Origin of the sequence: Diaphorobacter sp. JS3051 (assembly GCF_015832135.1) — a bacterium.
GTDB classification, from domain to species: Bacteria; Pseudomonadota; Gammaproteobacteria; order Burkholderiales; family Burkholderiaceae_C; genus Diaphorobacter; species Diaphorobacter nitroreducens.
On sequence record NZ_CP065406.1, the window covers coordinates 1,307,990 to 1,321,015 of the forward strand.

Here is a 13,026-nt window from a genome sequence, read left to right on the forward strand (position 1 = left end):
TCAGTCCTCGTCCCGCGGGGCGTTGCGCGCGCGGCGCTCGTTGCGGCGCAGCTGCTCGGCCTTGCGCGCGGCGCGTTCCTTTTCCTGCACCTCGGCGGCGGCCAGCCAGGCCTCGAACTCGGCCGGCGTCTCCAGCGTCACACGGCCCAGCGCTGCGCTGCGCAGGTCGGTGAGCACGATCTCGGCGGCCTTTTGCAGGTTGAGGCGCCCGCCGCTCATCACCGCGCCGCGCTTCCTGGCAATCAGCTCCAGCAGCTCATCATCGTGCTTGGCGGCGATGGCCGCCGCGTCCAGCCCCAGCTTGTAGCGCGCGTCCAGCAGCGGTGCGTAGTGCTGCTTGAGGTAGGCCAACAGTTCCAGCGCCACTTCTTCCTCGTCGTACGCATTGCGGCCCACGGCGCCGCTGGCGGCGAGCTTGTAGCCGCTTTCGGGCACGGTGATGCGCGGCCACAGCATGCCGGGCGTGTCCCACAGGTAAAAGTCATCGTCCAGCACGATGCGTTGCTCCTGCTTGGTCACGCCGGCCTCGTCGCCCGTCTTGGCTTCGCGCTTGGCGGACAGGGTGTTGATCAGCGTGGACTTGCCCACATTGGGAATGCCGCAGATCAGTACCCGCATGGGCTTGGAGAGGCCGCGCCGGTTGGGCGCAAGCTGCCGGCACGCGTCGATGAGCCGACGCGCGGGCGCGGCGTCGGACGCATCCAGCGCAATCGCGCTCGTGCCGGGCCGCGCGTTGTACCAGGCCAGCCACGCCGGCGTGCGCGCCGGGTCGGCCACGTCCTGCTTGTTGAGCACCTTCAGCGCGGGCTTATGGCCCGTCAGCTCGGCCAGTAGCGGATTGCTGCTGGAGCCCGGCAAGCGCGCGTCTAGCAGCTCGATCACCACATCGATGTCCTTGATGCGCTCGCCGATCGCCTTGCGCGTCAGGTGCATGTGACCGGGAAACCACTGGATGGCCATGGACTGTGTACTTTCACGAATGGGGGCTTGCGAAGCCGCCAAGGATAATCGCCGCCATGCCCTCTTTCTCCCAGCGCAAACAAGATTCCGAGCTGCTGCTCAAGGGCGCGGTGTGCGCGCTCATTGGCGTGATCATCCTGCTGGCTCCCTACATTGCCCGCTCGCCCGACGTGCGCGAGATGATGGCCCAGGGCCACGTCGTGGGGTGGTTCGCGCTGGTGCTGGGCTGCGCCTTTCTGGCGCGCTACGGTTTGGTCCGTTGGCGCGGGCGCCGGTAAGGCCCCGCCACCTTCATGCTGCAAGCCACCCGCCAGCGCTTCGCCGCCCTGCAGGCGCAGGCCGCCCACGCCGGCGTAGCGCTGCGCCCACCGCCACCTGAGCCCACCACCTGCTGCGGAAGGGGGTGCAACGGGTGCGTGTGGGAGGGCTTTTATGCGGCGGCGCAGTGGTGGTGCGAAGATGCGCAGGGCGCGCTGGCGCAGCCCGGCGGGGGCCCCTCCTGACGCTGCACCGGGGCTGAACGTGTACCGCGGCCCGCGAGGCTCTTGCATGCCAGGAAGAGCCGCCTCTGCAGGTCAAGGCTCCAGCAGATCCCCCAGCGCCTTTGCGCCCACGGGCGGGGTCGCCGCCCAGGGAATCAGATAGAACCGGCCTTGCGCCAATGCTTGAACCCGCTCCATCTGCCGCCTCTCGCTGTTCAACCGGGCCTGAAGAAGGGGATCGCGGGTGTTGCTGGCCAACAGTGACTTGTTGACCACCCAGGCGAAGGTGCCGATCCGGGCCCGCTGCAGGTCCTCCTTCAGCGCGGCGGCCTGCGACACCGGAGTGGCCTCGGGCAACGTCACCAGAATGATCTTGGTGTAGTCAGGGTCCTGCAGCCGCATCAGGGGCGTGGTGATGCGCCCCGACGCCTTGCCTTCAAACTCCCGCACCATCTGGCGGTGGTAGGCGCCCGTGGCATCCATGAGCAGCAGCGAGTGGCCCGTGGGCGCGGTGTCGAGCACCACGAACGCACTGCGGGCCTGAGACACCACATGCGAGAACGCATGGAAGACCGCCACTTCCTCCGTGCATGGAGAACGCAGATCTTCCATCAACAGGTCCTTCTCCGCCGGGGTCATGCCGGCCGACTTGGCGGCAACGACCTTGTCCACGTATTTCTGAGTCTCTGCTTTGGGGTCAATGCGCCCGACGGTCAGGCCCGGGATCTCGCCGTCGAGCGTCACCGCCAGGTGGGCTGCGGGGTCCGTGGTGCTCAGGTGCACGGACTTGCCGAGCTTGACCAGTCCCAGGGCGATCGCCGCGGCAATGGTGGTCTTGCCCACGCCACCCTTGCCCATCACCATGATCAATCCACGCTCACCCCGCGCCAGCTCCGCCACCAGCGCGGACAGTTTCTGGTGCACGAAGTCTGGCGCGTCCAGGGCGGCCGCAGGCACCTCGGTCGGTGATGGCGACAGCAGCGCCCGCAGCGCCTGCAGCCCCACGGAATCGACGGGCCGCATGGGAATCACGTCGGCCGCCAGACGTTTCAGCGCCTGCGGCATCTCCCGCATGGCCTTCTGTCCCAGAGCCTCGATAGCCAGGGCGACGGCATCGCGAGGGTCTTGCGCCTTGAAAACCGCGTTGATCACCAGGCGCTGGTGGGAAAGGCCCAACTCACGCAGTTCGTCTGAAGACCTGGCGGCTTCGTTGAGCGCTCCCGCCTCAGCCCGCGCCACCAGAACAATGGTCGTGAGCGAAGCGTCGTTCAGGGATGCCAGCGCCCGGTTGAAAAGCTGCTCCTGCATCTTCAACCCCGAATGCGGCCCCAGGCAGGATGCTCCGCGGTCATTGCCCTTGAGGAACCCGCTCCATGCCTTGGGCAGGCTGAGAAGCCTCAAGGTATGGCCCGTGGGGGCGGTATCGAACACGACATGGTCGAAATCCCGCCCTCCTTCCGACAGAAGTTGAGAGAACTCATCGAAGGTGGCGATCTCGGTGGTGCAGGCACCCGAGAGTTGCTCGCGCACGAGGTCCACCTCCTCAGCCGTAGCCTGCGTGCCCATTTGTTCAATGACACGGGCACGGTAGTTCTGCGACGCGGCTTCCGGATCGATGTTCAGGACCATCAGGCCCGGAACCCCTGGCACAGGAACCGGATGGTTGCGCAGCGCAATGCCGAGCATTTCATCAAGGTTCGACGCCGCGTCGGTACTGACCAATAGAACTTTCTTGCCCGCGTCTGCCAAGGCGATGGAAACCGCTGTGGATACCGAGGTCTTGCCGACACCACCCTTGCCGGTGAAGAACAGGTACCTGGTGGGCGCGTCCAGAAGGGTGAAGTGAGATGGCATAAGCGTTCGTGGTCAATGCACCGAATGGTCGGGGATAAGGATTGCCTCAGGCATGCGCAATGTTGCACCGAAGAAATTTACAATAATTCCAATATCGTTGTATAGTTGTTTTATGCAAGAAATCGATGTCATCCGCTCCCTCGCAGCGTTGGCCCAAGAAGTACGCCTGCGGGTGTTTCGCGCACTGGTCGTGGCAGGCGCAGAGGGACTCACACCGGGCTCGTTGTGCGAGCAACTGGCGGTAGCACCCAACACCCTGTCCTTTCACCTCAAGGAGCTCGTGCACTCCGGCCTCGTCAGCCAGGAGCGTCAGGGGCGCAACCTGATCTACCGGGCCTCCTTCGACACGATGGACGATCTGCTCGGCTACCTCACGGAGAACTGCTGCCAGGGCGCGTCCTGCCTGGCGGAGACGGCAAAGAGCTGCGACTGCTGACCCACTTTTGAAGGAGAACCCCATGAAGCGATTCCATGTCCACCTGCATGTGGAAGACCTGGCCCAGAGCATCCGCTTTTACTCCCAGCTCTTCGCGGCTGAGCCCGCTCGCGTGGAGGCCGATTACGCGAAGTGGATGCTCGACGATCCGCGGGTCAACTTCGCGATCTCCACGCGGGGCACCTCCCCAGGCTTGGGTCACCTGGGCTTTCAGGTGGACGACGCCGCCGAACTGTCAGAACTGAAGGCCAGGGCCGCATCGGCCGACATGGCCCTGCTCGACGAAGGCGCCACCACCTGCTGCTATGCGCGCAGCGAGAAGCACTGGGTTACCGACCCGCAGGGCATCGCCTGGGAGCACTTTCACACGCTCGGCGACATTCCCATGTTCAACGAGTCCAGCCCAACGGCTGCCGCCGGCGCGTGCTGCGCGCCAAAGGCGCCTGCGGCCACGGCATCCAAGGCGCCCTGCTGCGGGCCCGCCACTTCCTCATCCACCTGCTGCTGATCCGCTGAAGGTTCTTCATGACAACGCCCTTGAACGTTCTTTTTCTCTGCACGCACAACTCCGCGCGCAGCATCCTGGCCGAGGCCTTGCTCAACGCCATGGCAGGCGGGCGCTTCAAGGCCTGGTCTGCCGGCAGCAGCCCGCGCGACAACCAGCAGCCGCATCCCCTGGGTCTGCAGGTCCTGCAAAAAGCAGGCGTCTCCACCGAGGGGTTGCGCAGCAAGAGCTGGGATGAGTTTGCCGCCCCAGGCGCTCCCACGATGGATCTGATCATCACCGTGTGCGACAACGCCGCGGGAGAGGTCTGCCCGATCTGGCCCGGGCACCCCGCAACGGCGCACTGGGGCTTCGCCGATCCTTCCGAAGGCGACGCGCCTGATTCAGAGAAGCTGGAAGCCTTCCGCCAGACGCTGCACCTGATCAAGCGCCGCCTGGACCTGCTGATCAACCTGCCCGCCGACAAGCTGGAGAAAGCGGTATTGCAGACCAGCGCCCGCGAACTCGCAGGGAAATGACATGAGTGCCCAGTGCGAAACCACCGCCCAACGCGCGGCAGGCGCTCCCATGAGCGTGTTCGAGCGCTATCTCACCGTGTGGGTGCTGCTGTGCATCGTGGTAGGCATCGGGCTGGGCCAGGCGTTTCCCGGTGCAGCGCGGACCATTGGGTCGTGGGAGGTGGCCCGCGTGAACCTGCCGGTGGGGCTGCTCATCTGGGTGATGATCATCCCGATGCTGCTCAAGGTGGACTTTTCCGCCCTGGGCGAGGTGCGGCACCACGTGCGCGGCATCGGGGTCACCCTGTTCGTGAACTGGCTGGTCAAGCCATTCTCCATGGCCTTTCTCGGGTGGCTGTTCATCCGCCAGTGGTTTGCCCCCTACCTGCCAGCGGACCAACTGGACAGCTACATCGCCGGCCTGATCCTGCTGGCCGCTGCCCCCTGCACGGCCATGGTGTTCGTGTGGAGCCGCCTGACCGGCGGCGACCCCCTGTTCACGCTGTCCCAGGTCGCGTTGAACGACAGCATCATGATCGTGGCGTTCGCGCCGCTGGTGGCTTTCCTGCTCGGCCTGTCGGCCATCACGGTGCCATGGGACACCCTGCTCACCTCGGTGGTGCTGTACATCGTCATTCCGGTGGTGCTGGCCCAGTGGTGGCGGCGCGCCTTGCTGGCACGGGGACAGGCCGCGTTCGATGCGGCACTCCAGCGCATCGGGCCGTGGTCCATTGCGGCGCTGCTGCTCACGCTGGTGCTGCTGTTCGCCTTCCAGGGCGAGGCCATCCTGCGCCAGCCCCTGGTCATCGCACTGCTGGCCGTGCCCATCCTGATCCAGGTGTTCTTCAACTCGGCGCTGGCCTACTGGCTCAACCGCGCGGCGGGTGAAAAGCACGCGGTCGCCTGCCCGTCCGCCCTGATTGGCGCATCCAACTTCTTTGAACTGGCCGTGGCCACCGCCATCAGCCTGTTTGGCTTCGAGTCGGGCGCGGCACTGGCCACGGTGGTGGGCGTGCTCATCGAAGTGCCGGTGATGCTGCTGGTCGTCAAAGTCGTGAATTCATCCAAGGGCTGGTACGACGCGGGTGCAAAGCGTGCAGCGTAGAACCACTACCACGCTGATGCTGGGCGTGGCCCAGACACTGGCGTGGGCGTCGTCGTACTACCTGCCGGCCGTGGTGGCCGAGCCGATGGGGCAAGACGTCGGCATGTCCTCGTCGGCGGTGTTTGGGGCGTTCTCGATGGCGCTGCTGGTTGCCGCAGCAACCGGCCCCTGGGCGGGGCGCGCCATTGACCGGGTCGGTGGGCGGCCGGTACTGGTCTTCAGCAACCTGGTGTTTGCCGCAGGGCTCGCGGCGCTCAGCCTGGCCTCACAGCCCGCCCATGTCTTTGCTGCCTGGGCCCTGATGGGCCTGGCCATGGGCAGCGGCCTCTACGAAGCCGCGTTCGCCACCGTGGTCCGCCTGCATGGCCAGGACGCCCGGCGGGCGATCACCGGCATCACCTTGCTGGCAGGCTTTGCAAGCACGATCGGCTGGCCATTGACGGCCTCCCTGGAGTCGGCGTTCGGCTGGCGGCAGGCCTGCCTGACATGGGCGGCGCTGCATCTGCTCATCGGCCTGCCGCTGAACGCGATGCTGCCCACGGCCGCGCCGGCCGCTTCGGCCGGTGCGCAGGCCGCTGCGGCAGGGAGTCCTCATCCACAGGCAGCGGCAAGCCCGGCACCGGCCCGGCGGCGTGCGGCCGTGCTCATGGCCTGCGTGTTTGCCATTGCGTGGTTCAACAGCACCGCAATGGCGGCGCATCTGCCGCAGGTCCTGCAGGCTTCGGGCGTGGCCTTGGCTGGCGCGATCGGCATTGCGGCGCTGGTGGGGCCGGCCCAGGTCGCGGGGCGATGGGTCGAATTCACCGTGCTCAAGCGGTCGCATCCGCTGTTGTCGGCGCGGCTGGCTACGCTGGCGCATCCGCTGGGCGTCGTACTGCTGATGCTGCTGGGCAGCTACGCGGCGCCCGCGTTCGCCGTGCTGCACGGGCTCGGCAACGGCATCCTGACCATTGCCATCGGCACCCTGCCGCTGCTGATCTTCGGCGCACAAGGCTATGGGCAGCGGCAGGGGTTCCTGATGGTGCCCGCGCGCATCGTGCAGGCCGGGGCGCCATTCCTGTTCGGGTTGGCCGTGGAGCGCTGGGGCGGCGCGGCGCTCTGGCTCTCCGCCACACTGGCGGTCCTGGCGTTCTTGGCACTGGCCGCCCTGGCCGCAGGCATGAACCGGTCCGGCGACGCTTGACCGCTATTGCCAGCGAAGGTGTCCGCCCGCAATGCGCACCATGCGCTCATCCACCAACGCGGCCCCGCTCCTGCTGGCCCGCCACCTCCCGCAGCCACGCCCTGATGGCCTTCACCCCCGCCGACTCTGCACGCGCCAGCGGCACCACGAGGTAGTACGCATCGCTGCTGGTCAGCACGCCACCGGGCAGCTCCACCAGCGCGCCGCTCGCCAATTCCTCCTCCATCAGAAACCGCGGCAGCAGGGCCACGCCCAGGCCGGAGATGGCGGCCTGGGCGATCATGGCGAACTGCTCGAAGCGCGGGCCGCGCAGGGCCTGGGGCGCGGGCACGCCCTCCTGCTCGAACCAGTCGGCCCACAGCATGGGGCGCGTGGTCTGGTGCAGCAGGGTCAGGCCGGCCACGTCGGCAGGGGTCTCGATGCGGTGACGGGTGCGCAGCGCGGGGCTGCACACCGGCACCACTTCTTCGTGCAGCAGGTAGTCGCACACGGCGCCGGCCCAGTGGGGCGCACCGTAGTGGATAGCGGCATCGAACGGTTCCTGGGCGAAGTCAAAAGGCTCGCCACGGGCAGAAAGATTCACCGTCAGCTCCGGGTGCAGCGCGGCAAACGCAGGCAGGCGCGGCACCAGCCAGCGCGCGCCCAACGTGGGCAGCACCGCCAGGTGCAGGAGTCCGCCGCCATCGGCCAGGGCCATGGCCTTCTGCGTGGCGGCACCGAGCTGCTGCAGCACGGCGCGTACGTCGGCGGCGTACAGGCGCCCCGCATCCGTCAACACCACGCGCTGGCGCACCCGGGTGAACAGGGCCTGACCGAGCTGTGCCTCCAGTTGGCGCACCTGGCGCGAGACGGCGCTTTGCGTGAGGTGCAGCTCCTCCGCCGCACGTGAGATGCTGGCGTGGCGCGCGGCGGCCTCAAAGGCGAGCAGGTCGGCCACGGGCGGCAGGAAAAGTTTGCGAAACATGGCGTTAATTCATGCAGTCAAAGAATGAACCCGACCAAGGCTTGTGGTAACGCATAAGGCGTCAGCGCTTGATCCATAAGCGCTGGCGGCAGGCAGGGCTGGGACGGGATATTGCCACTTGATGCGATTTAAGCAACAAGTCGTTCCGCTTTTTTGCTATGCAAGCGCGCATGGCTGGGCGATATTTGCAGCTTCGCCTTCTCTTGGACCTCCATGCCGCACACCGCTACCTCCACCGCCGCATCCCGCACGGGCGGGCAGATCCTCGTCCAGCAGCTCATCGTGCACGGCGTGCAGCAGCTCTTTTGCGTGCCGGGCGAGAGCTACCTGGCCGTGCTGGACGCCCTGCACGACGCCAATATCGCCGTCACCGTGTGCCGCCAGGAGGGCGGCGCGGCCATGATGGCCGAGGCGCAGGGCAAGCTGACCGGCCGCCCGGGCATCTGCTTCGTGACGCGCGGGCCGGGGGTCACCAACGCATCGGCGGGCATCCACATCGCGCACCAGGATTCGACGCCGTTGATCGTCTTCGTAGGCCAGGTGGCGCGCGGTGCGCTGGGGCGCGAGGCGTTCCAGGAGCTGGACTACGGCGCCGTGTTCGGCACCATGGCCAAGTGGGTGGTGCAGATCGACGATGCGCGGCGCGTGCCGGAGCTGGTCTCGCGCGCATTCCACGTCGCCACCTCGGGCCGCCCCGGCCCCGTGGTGGTGGCCCTGCCCGAGGACATGCTGACCGATGCCGTGCAGGTGGCCGATGCCCTGCCCTACTCCGTGCCCGAGACCTACCCCGGCGCGCCCGCACTGCAGGCACTGGCGGCGCGGCTGCAGGCGGCCGAGCGGCCGGTGGTCATCGTGGGCGGCAGCCGCTGGTCCGACCAGGCGGTGCGCGACATGCAGGCCTTTGCCAGCGCCTGGCGGCTGCCGGTGTATTGCTCGTTCCGCCGGCAGATGCTATTCCCGGCCAGCCACGCCAGCTACGCGGGCGACCTGGGCCTGGGCGTCAACCCCCAACTGCTGGCGCGCATCCGCGCGAGCGACCTGGTGCTGGTGCTGGGCGGGCGGCTGTCGGAGATCCCCTCGCAGGGCTACGAGCTGTTCGACATTCCCGTGCCGGCGCAGCCGCTGGTGCATGTGCATGCCGACGCCGACGAGCTCGGCCGGCTCTACCGCCCGGTGCAGGCCATCCACGCCACGCCGCAGGCCATGGCCGCCGCCCTGGCCGGCCTGCGCCCCGCGGCCGAGCCGCGCTGGACCGCGCACACCGAGGCTGCGCGCGCCGAGTACCTGGCCTGGAGCGACCCGGCGCCCATCCGCATCCCCGGCAAGCTGCAGATGGGCGAGGTGATGCAGCACCTGCGCGCGGTGCTGCCCGCCAACACCATCTTCTGCAACGGCGCGGGCAACTTCGCCACCTGGGTGCACCGCTTCTGGCCGTTCACCACCTATGCGAGCCAACTGGCCCCCACCAGCGGCTCGATGGGCTACGGCCTGCCGGCCGGCGTGGGCGCCAAGCGCCTGTGGCGCGAGCGCGAGGTGGTGGTGTTTGCGGGCGACGGCGACTTTCTGATGCACGGCCAGGAGTTCGCCACCGCCGTGCAGTACGGCCTGCCGCTGATAGTGGTGCTGTTGGACAACGCCATGTACGGCACCATCCGCATGCACCAGGAGCGCGAGTACCCTGGGCGCATTAGCGCCACACAGCTCAAGAACCCCGATTTCAAGGCCTATGCCCAGGCCTTCGGCGGGCACGGCGAGCGCGTGGAGCGCACCGAAGACTTCGCCCCGGCACTGGCACGCGCACGGGCGAGCGGGCTGCCCAGCGTGCTGCACTGCCTGATCGATCCGCAGGCGATCACACCCACGGGAACGCTGGATGGCATCCGGTCGGCGGCGATGGCGCGCAAGGGGTGATCTGAAGGGCTAGGGCCTGTTCACACTATTTTTGCCAGATGCGTTGCGATCAAAAAGGGCCAGGCGCAAGGCGCCAAACGAAGCTGGGGTGCTACCCCAGCGAGGCTTGGCAACGCCGCGAATGGCCCTTTTTGATCGCAACCCGGAGGGAACGGAGTGAAAACCGCGCCATTCGTCGTTGCCCTCCTAGCCAAGGCCCCGGCCTTGGCGTCGTCACGCGCCTAGATTGGCGCGGTTTTCACGCCATTCGCACTGGCAAAAATAGTGTGAACAGGCCCTAAATGGGGCTCTGCGCTTGTGGGGCAAGCGCGGACAGCTATCGTTTTTGAGTTTTTGCTGCCGAATGCTTGGGTGCCGACCGGGTTATGCGCCCCCGCGCAGCAACATCAAAAAGAATAGCTGGCGGCGCTTACGCCATAAGCGCCACCCTCAAAAAACTACCCCAACTGCTCGACCGCCATGAACCGCTCGCGCCACGCCTCGAACGGCAGGTCATCTGCCACTTCAATGGCCCGCTGCTCCTCCAGCGACCGCTCGGCCAGCGCCTGGTAGCGCGCCTGCTGCGACTCGCTCCAGGGCTGCCCCATCAGGATGTCCTGCGCCGACTGGGAATGCGCAAGTGCGAAGGCGATGAAGTCGTTGTCATGCTGCTGTTGCAGCTCGGCCAGCACGCGCGCGGACGGTGTGGAGTGCGGGGCCGCCAGTGTCGCCTGGGCCGCCGTCAGCGCGTGCGCATAAGCCTCGCCGCCGTGGGCGGCATCCAGCGTGGCGGCAATGGGCGCGCATTCGGCCAGTACCTCGGCGGCCCAATCGGTCAGCAGCACACGCTGGCCGCGGCGCATGAGCTGCAGGCCGGCCTCGCGCCCGCGCTCGGCCGCCAGGTGCTGGTTGTTCTTGAGTTCGGCGATCTCGGCCGGCGTGTCGGGCGGGCTGTCCGACAGCAGGCAGTGCAGCAGGAACACGTCCAGCAGGCGCATGGTGTCGGCGGTGATGCCCACGGGCACGAACGGGTCCAGGTCCATCAGGCGCACCTCGACATACTCCACGCCGCGCTCGCGCAGCGCGTGCAACGGGCGCTCGCCGCTGTGGACGGTGCGCTTGGGCCGGATGGTGCCGTAGAACTCGTTCTCGATCTGCAGCAGGCTGGTGCCCAGCTGGTTGTAGTCGCCGCCGGGGTTGCGCACGCCAATCGCCTCGTAGGCCGGATAAGGCCGCGTGAGCGCCTCGTGCAGCGAATCGGCATAGCCCTGCAAGCCGTTGTAGCTGACGGCCAGCGTGGCCTGGGCGTCGCTCTGGTAGCCCAGGCGCCCCATGCGCAGCGAGGTGGCATGCGGCAGGTACAGCGCGCGCTTGCCGTCGCCCAGCGGCTGCAGGCTGTGTTGTCGCCCTTCGACGAAGCACGGGCACAGCGCAGGCGATGCGCCAAACAGGTACAGAAGCACGAACGCGTGCCGGCGGAAGTTGCGGATCAGCGCAAAGTACTCGTCGCTGCCCACGCCGGGCAGCGACCAGTTGTAGTGAATGCCCGAGATGGTCTGCATGCGCCGGCCGTAGCGGTGGCCCAGGCCCATGCGGTACACGCTCTTGGCACGTCCCGGGTTGGACGAGCCGTAGCGCGCCAACGGAATGGTCTCGTCCGTAGGCAACATGCAGGGCATGCTGGACACCCAGAGCATCTCGCCGCCCGGCTGCTGCTGCAGCACGCGGTGCACGAACTGGTGGATCTCGGTCAGTTCATCCTGGCATTCCTGCACCGTGCGGTGGGCACCGGTGATGAGCTCGATCTGCGATTCGCTGTAGTCCGTGGTGATGCAGGGGTGCGTGAGGGCCGAGCCCAGCGCCACCGGATGGGGTGTGAGCGCCAGGGCGCCCGTGGGCAGCACGCGCAGCCCCTCCTTCTCGATGCCGCGGCGCATGCCTGCCAGCCGGTCGGCGGACAGGGCTGCGATTCGCTGTGGGAGTGTGCTCATGGTGGTGGTTGTTCCATCTTTTTTGAGGTGGGGCCGGAACTTAGCACGCCGCGCTGCGGCCTGCCCGCGCCCACGTCAAGCGCCGGCCTGACACCGGGGAATTGCCACCGCCCTCAGCACGGTCGCTCTTGGTACGGTAGCAGCGGGGCAGCACCGCCCCGGACAGGCCGTGTCAGCGGTGCGCAGCCAGGGCCTGCGCCACCTCGTTCGTCCCCTGTGCGGCGCCGCTTTGCGGTACCTGCTCACCCGCTCCGCGGGCCGTCACCTCGGCCAGGCGCGCGGCCAATTGCTCCGGCACATCGGCACCTTGTCCCAGGTGGATGCCCTGGGTGAGCGTAATGTGCGCGGCCTCGAATGTGCCCGCGCCTGCACACAGAATGGTGCGCGTGGGCGCGCTCTCATGCGCCAACACCAGCATGGCGGGTACCACCGCCTCGGGCTGGAGGGCAGCCAGCACGTCCTCGGGCATCAGGCCCTCGGTCATGCGGGTGGCGGCCGTGGGTGCCAAGGCGTTCACATGGATGCCGTACTTGGCCCCTTCGATCGCCAGCGTCTGCATCAACCCCACCTGCGCCAGCTTGGCCGCGCCGTAGTTGGCCTGGCCGAAGTTGCCGTACAGGCCCGTGGAGGACGTCGTCATCACGATGCGCCCATAGTTCTGCGCCTGCATGTGCGGCCACACCGCCTTGCAGCAATGGGCCGCGCCCATGAGGTGGACCTGGACCACGAGGGCAAAGTCCGCCATGTCCATCTTGGCAAACGACTTGTCGCGCAGGATGCCGGCGTTGTTGACCAGGATGTCCACGCGACCCCACGCGTCCATGGCCTGCTGCACCATGGCCTGTACAGCCGCGAAATCGGTCACCGACGCACCGTTGGCCAGCGCCTCGCCGCCTGCGGCGCGGATCTCATCCACCACGGCCTGCGCGGCGGACACCGAGCCGCCGCTGCCGTCCACGGCACCGCCAAGGTCATTGACCAGCACCTTGGCGCCACGCGCTGCCAGCGCCAAAGCATGCTGACGGCCCAGGCCGCCACCCGCACCCGTCACGATGGCCACACGGCCGTGGAAATCAAGGGACATGTTGAAGTCTTTGAACGAAGGATTGCCACCAGACACGCAGGCCCGCAACCACCGGTGGCCAGGCACGCGCGCAGC

At 67.5% G+C, this 13,026-nt stretch carries 13 protein-coding genes; 8 read left to right on the plus strand and 5 right to left on the minus strand.

Annotation, left to right across the window (positions count from 1 at the left end):
- Positions 1–960 carry a ribosome biogenesis GTPase YlqF gene (gene ylqF, locus I3K84_RS06165; RefSeq protein WP_011805709.1) on the minus strand — a complete coding sequence of 320 codons (960 nt, stop codon included), beginning with the start codon at positions 958–960 and terminating at the stop codon, positions 1–3.
- Positions 961–1,016: 56 nt separating this feature from the next.
- Between ylqF and I3K84_RS06170 the strand changes: the two genes are divergently transcribed.
- Together I3K84_RS06170 and I3K84_RS06175 are read left to right on the plus strand one after the other, a co-directional pair.
- Positions 1,017–1,238, plus strand: a complete 222-nt coding sequence (locus tag I3K84_RS06170; RefSeq protein WP_103737529.1) for a hypothetical protein — start codon at positions 1,017–1,019, stop codon at positions 1,236–1,238.
- Between the two features lie 15 nt (positions 1,239–1,253).
- Positions 1,254–1,463: an oxidoreductase-like domain-containing protein gene (locus I3K84_RS06175; RefSeq protein ID WP_011805711.1), complete on the plus strand. Its 210-nt coding sequence runs from the start codon at positions 1,254–1,256 to the stop codon at positions 1,461–1,463.
- A 72-nt stretch (positions 1,464–1,535) separates the two neighbouring features.
- Here I3K84_RS06175 and arsA read toward each other — a convergent pair whose 3' ends face one another.
- A complete protein-coding gene (gene arsA / locus I3K84_RS06180; protein ID WP_196995724.1) occupies positions 1,536–3,296 on the minus strand; it encodes an arsenical pump-driving ATPase in 1,761 nt (586 codons plus the stop codon).
- A 112-nt stretch (positions 3,297–3,408) separates the two neighbouring features.
- Between arsA and I3K84_RS06185 the strand changes: the two genes are divergently transcribed.
- From I3K84_RS06185 to I3K84_RS06205, 5 genes are read left to right on the plus strand one after another with little or no spacing between them, the layout of a single operon-like run.
- Entirely contained in the window at positions 3,409–3,732 is a 324-nt protein-coding gene (locus I3K84_RS06185) for a helix-turn-helix transcriptional regulator (protein WP_015912969.1), read from the plus strand.
- A 22-nt stretch (positions 3,733–3,754) separates the two neighbouring features.
- Positions 3,755–4,240, plus strand: a complete 486-nt coding sequence (locus I3K84_RS06190) for an ArsI/CadI family heavy metal resistance metalloenzyme (protein WP_196995725.1) — start codon at positions 3,755–3,757, stop codon at positions 4,238–4,240.
- 17 nt (positions 4,241–4,257) lie between these two features.
- On the plus strand, positions 4,258–4,755 hold the full coding sequence (locus tag I3K84_RS06195) for an arsenate reductase ArsC (protein WP_015912967.1): 498 nt from the start codon (positions 4,258–4,260) through the stop codon (positions 4,753–4,755).
- Position 4,756: 1 nt separating this feature from the next.
- Entirely contained in the window at positions 4,757–5,839 is a 1,083-nt protein-coding gene (gene arsB, locus I3K84_RS06200) for an ACR3 family arsenite efflux transporter (protein WP_088887050.1), read from the plus strand.
- Between the two features lie 16 nt (positions 5,840–5,855).
- Positions 5,856–7,022 (plus strand): MFS transporter, encoded by a 1,167-nt coding sequence (locus tag I3K84_RS06205; protein WP_196996072.1) that lies wholly within the window; start codon positions 5,856–5,858, stop codon positions 7,020–7,022.
- Positions 7,023–7,068: 46 nt separating this feature from the next.
- On the opposite strand, the gene I3K84_RS06210 is transcribed toward I3K84_RS06205, so the two are convergent.
- Positions 7,069–7,986: a LysR family transcriptional regulator gene (locus I3K84_RS06210; protein ID WP_172206639.1), complete on the minus strand. Its 918-nt coding sequence runs from the start codon at positions 7,984–7,986 to the stop codon at positions 7,069–7,071.
- 213 nt (positions 7,987–8,199) lie between these two features.
- Here I3K84_RS06210 and I3K84_RS06215 point away from each other — a divergent pair, with 213 nt between their 5' ends.
- Positions 8,200–9,897 (plus strand): thiamine pyrophosphate-binding protein, encoded by a 1,698-nt coding sequence (locus I3K84_RS06215; protein WP_103737523.1) that lies wholly within the window; start codon positions 8,200–8,202, stop codon positions 9,895–9,897.
- A gap of 437 nt (positions 9,898–10,334) precedes the next feature.
- Here the strand turns inward: I3K84_RS06215 and gshA are convergent, their stop codons facing one another.
- Entirely contained in the window at positions 10,335–11,867 is a 1,533-nt protein-coding gene (gshA, locus tag I3K84_RS06220; protein WP_103737522.1) for a glutamate--cysteine ligase, read from the minus strand.
- 172 nt (positions 11,868–12,039) lie between these two features.
- Complete coding sequence (locus I3K84_RS06225) at positions 12,040–12,951, minus strand: SDR family NAD(P)-dependent oxidoreductase (RefSeq protein ID WP_015912961.1); 912 nt, start codon at positions 12,949–12,951, stop codon at positions 12,040–12,042.
- Positions 12,952–13,026 lie beyond the last annotated feature (75 nt).

What these genes read in the sequence shown, in the direction of transcription:
- I3K84_RS06225 (WP_015912961.1), bottom strand. Translation starts at nt 12,951, where the DNA reads ATGTCCCTTGATTTCCACGGCCGTGTGGCCATCGTGACGGGTGCGGGT.
- I3K84_RS06190 (WP_196995725.1), top strand. Translation starts at nt 3,755, where the DNA reads ATGAAGCGATTCCATGTCCACCTGCATGTGGAAGACCTGGCCCAGAGC.
- I3K84_RS06195 (WP_015912967.1), top strand. Translation starts at nt 4,258, where the DNA reads ATGACAACGCCCTTGAACGTTCTTTTTCTCTGCACGCACAACTCCGCG.
- I3K84_RS06205 (WP_196996072.1), top strand. Translation starts at nt 5,856, where the DNA reads ATGCTGGGCGTGGCCCAGACACTGGCGTGGGCGTCGTCGTACTACCTG.
- gshA (WP_103737522.1), bottom strand. Translation starts at nt 11,867, where the DNA reads ATGAGCACACTCCCACAGCGAATCGCAGCCCTGTCCGCCGACCGGCTG.
- I3K84_RS06185 (WP_015912969.1), top strand. Translation starts at nt 3,409, where the DNA reads ATGCAAGAAATCGATGTCATCCGCTCCCTCGCAGCGTTGGCCCAAGAA.
- ylqF (WP_011805709.1), bottom strand. Translation starts at nt 960, where the DNA reads ATGGCCATCCAGTGGTTTCCCGGTCACATGCACCTGACGCGCAAGGCG.
- I3K84_RS06215 (WP_103737523.1), top strand. Translation starts at nt 8,200, where the DNA reads ATGCCGCACACCGCTACCTCCACCGCCGCATCCCGCACGGGCGGGCAG.
- arsB (WP_088887050.1), top strand. Translation starts at nt 4,757, where the DNA reads ATGAGTGCCCAGTGCGAAACCACCGCCCAACGCGCGGCAGGCGCTCCC.
- I3K84_RS06170 (WP_103737529.1), top strand. Translation starts at nt 1,017, where the DNA reads ATGCCCTCTTTCTCCCAGCGCAAACAAGATTCCGAGCTGCTGCTCAAG.
- I3K84_RS06175 (WP_011805711.1), top strand. Translation starts at nt 1,254, where the DNA reads ATGCTGCAAGCCACCCGCCAGCGCTTCGCCGCCCTGCAGGCGCAGGCC.
- I3K84_RS06210 (WP_172206639.1), bottom strand. Translation starts at nt 7,986, where the DNA reads ATGTTTCGCAAACTTTTCCTGCCGCCCGTGGCCGACCTGCTCGCCTTT.
- arsA (WP_196995724.1), bottom strand. Translation starts at nt 3,296, where the DNA reads ATGCCATCTCACTTCACCCTTCTGGACGCGCCCACCAGGTACCTGTTC.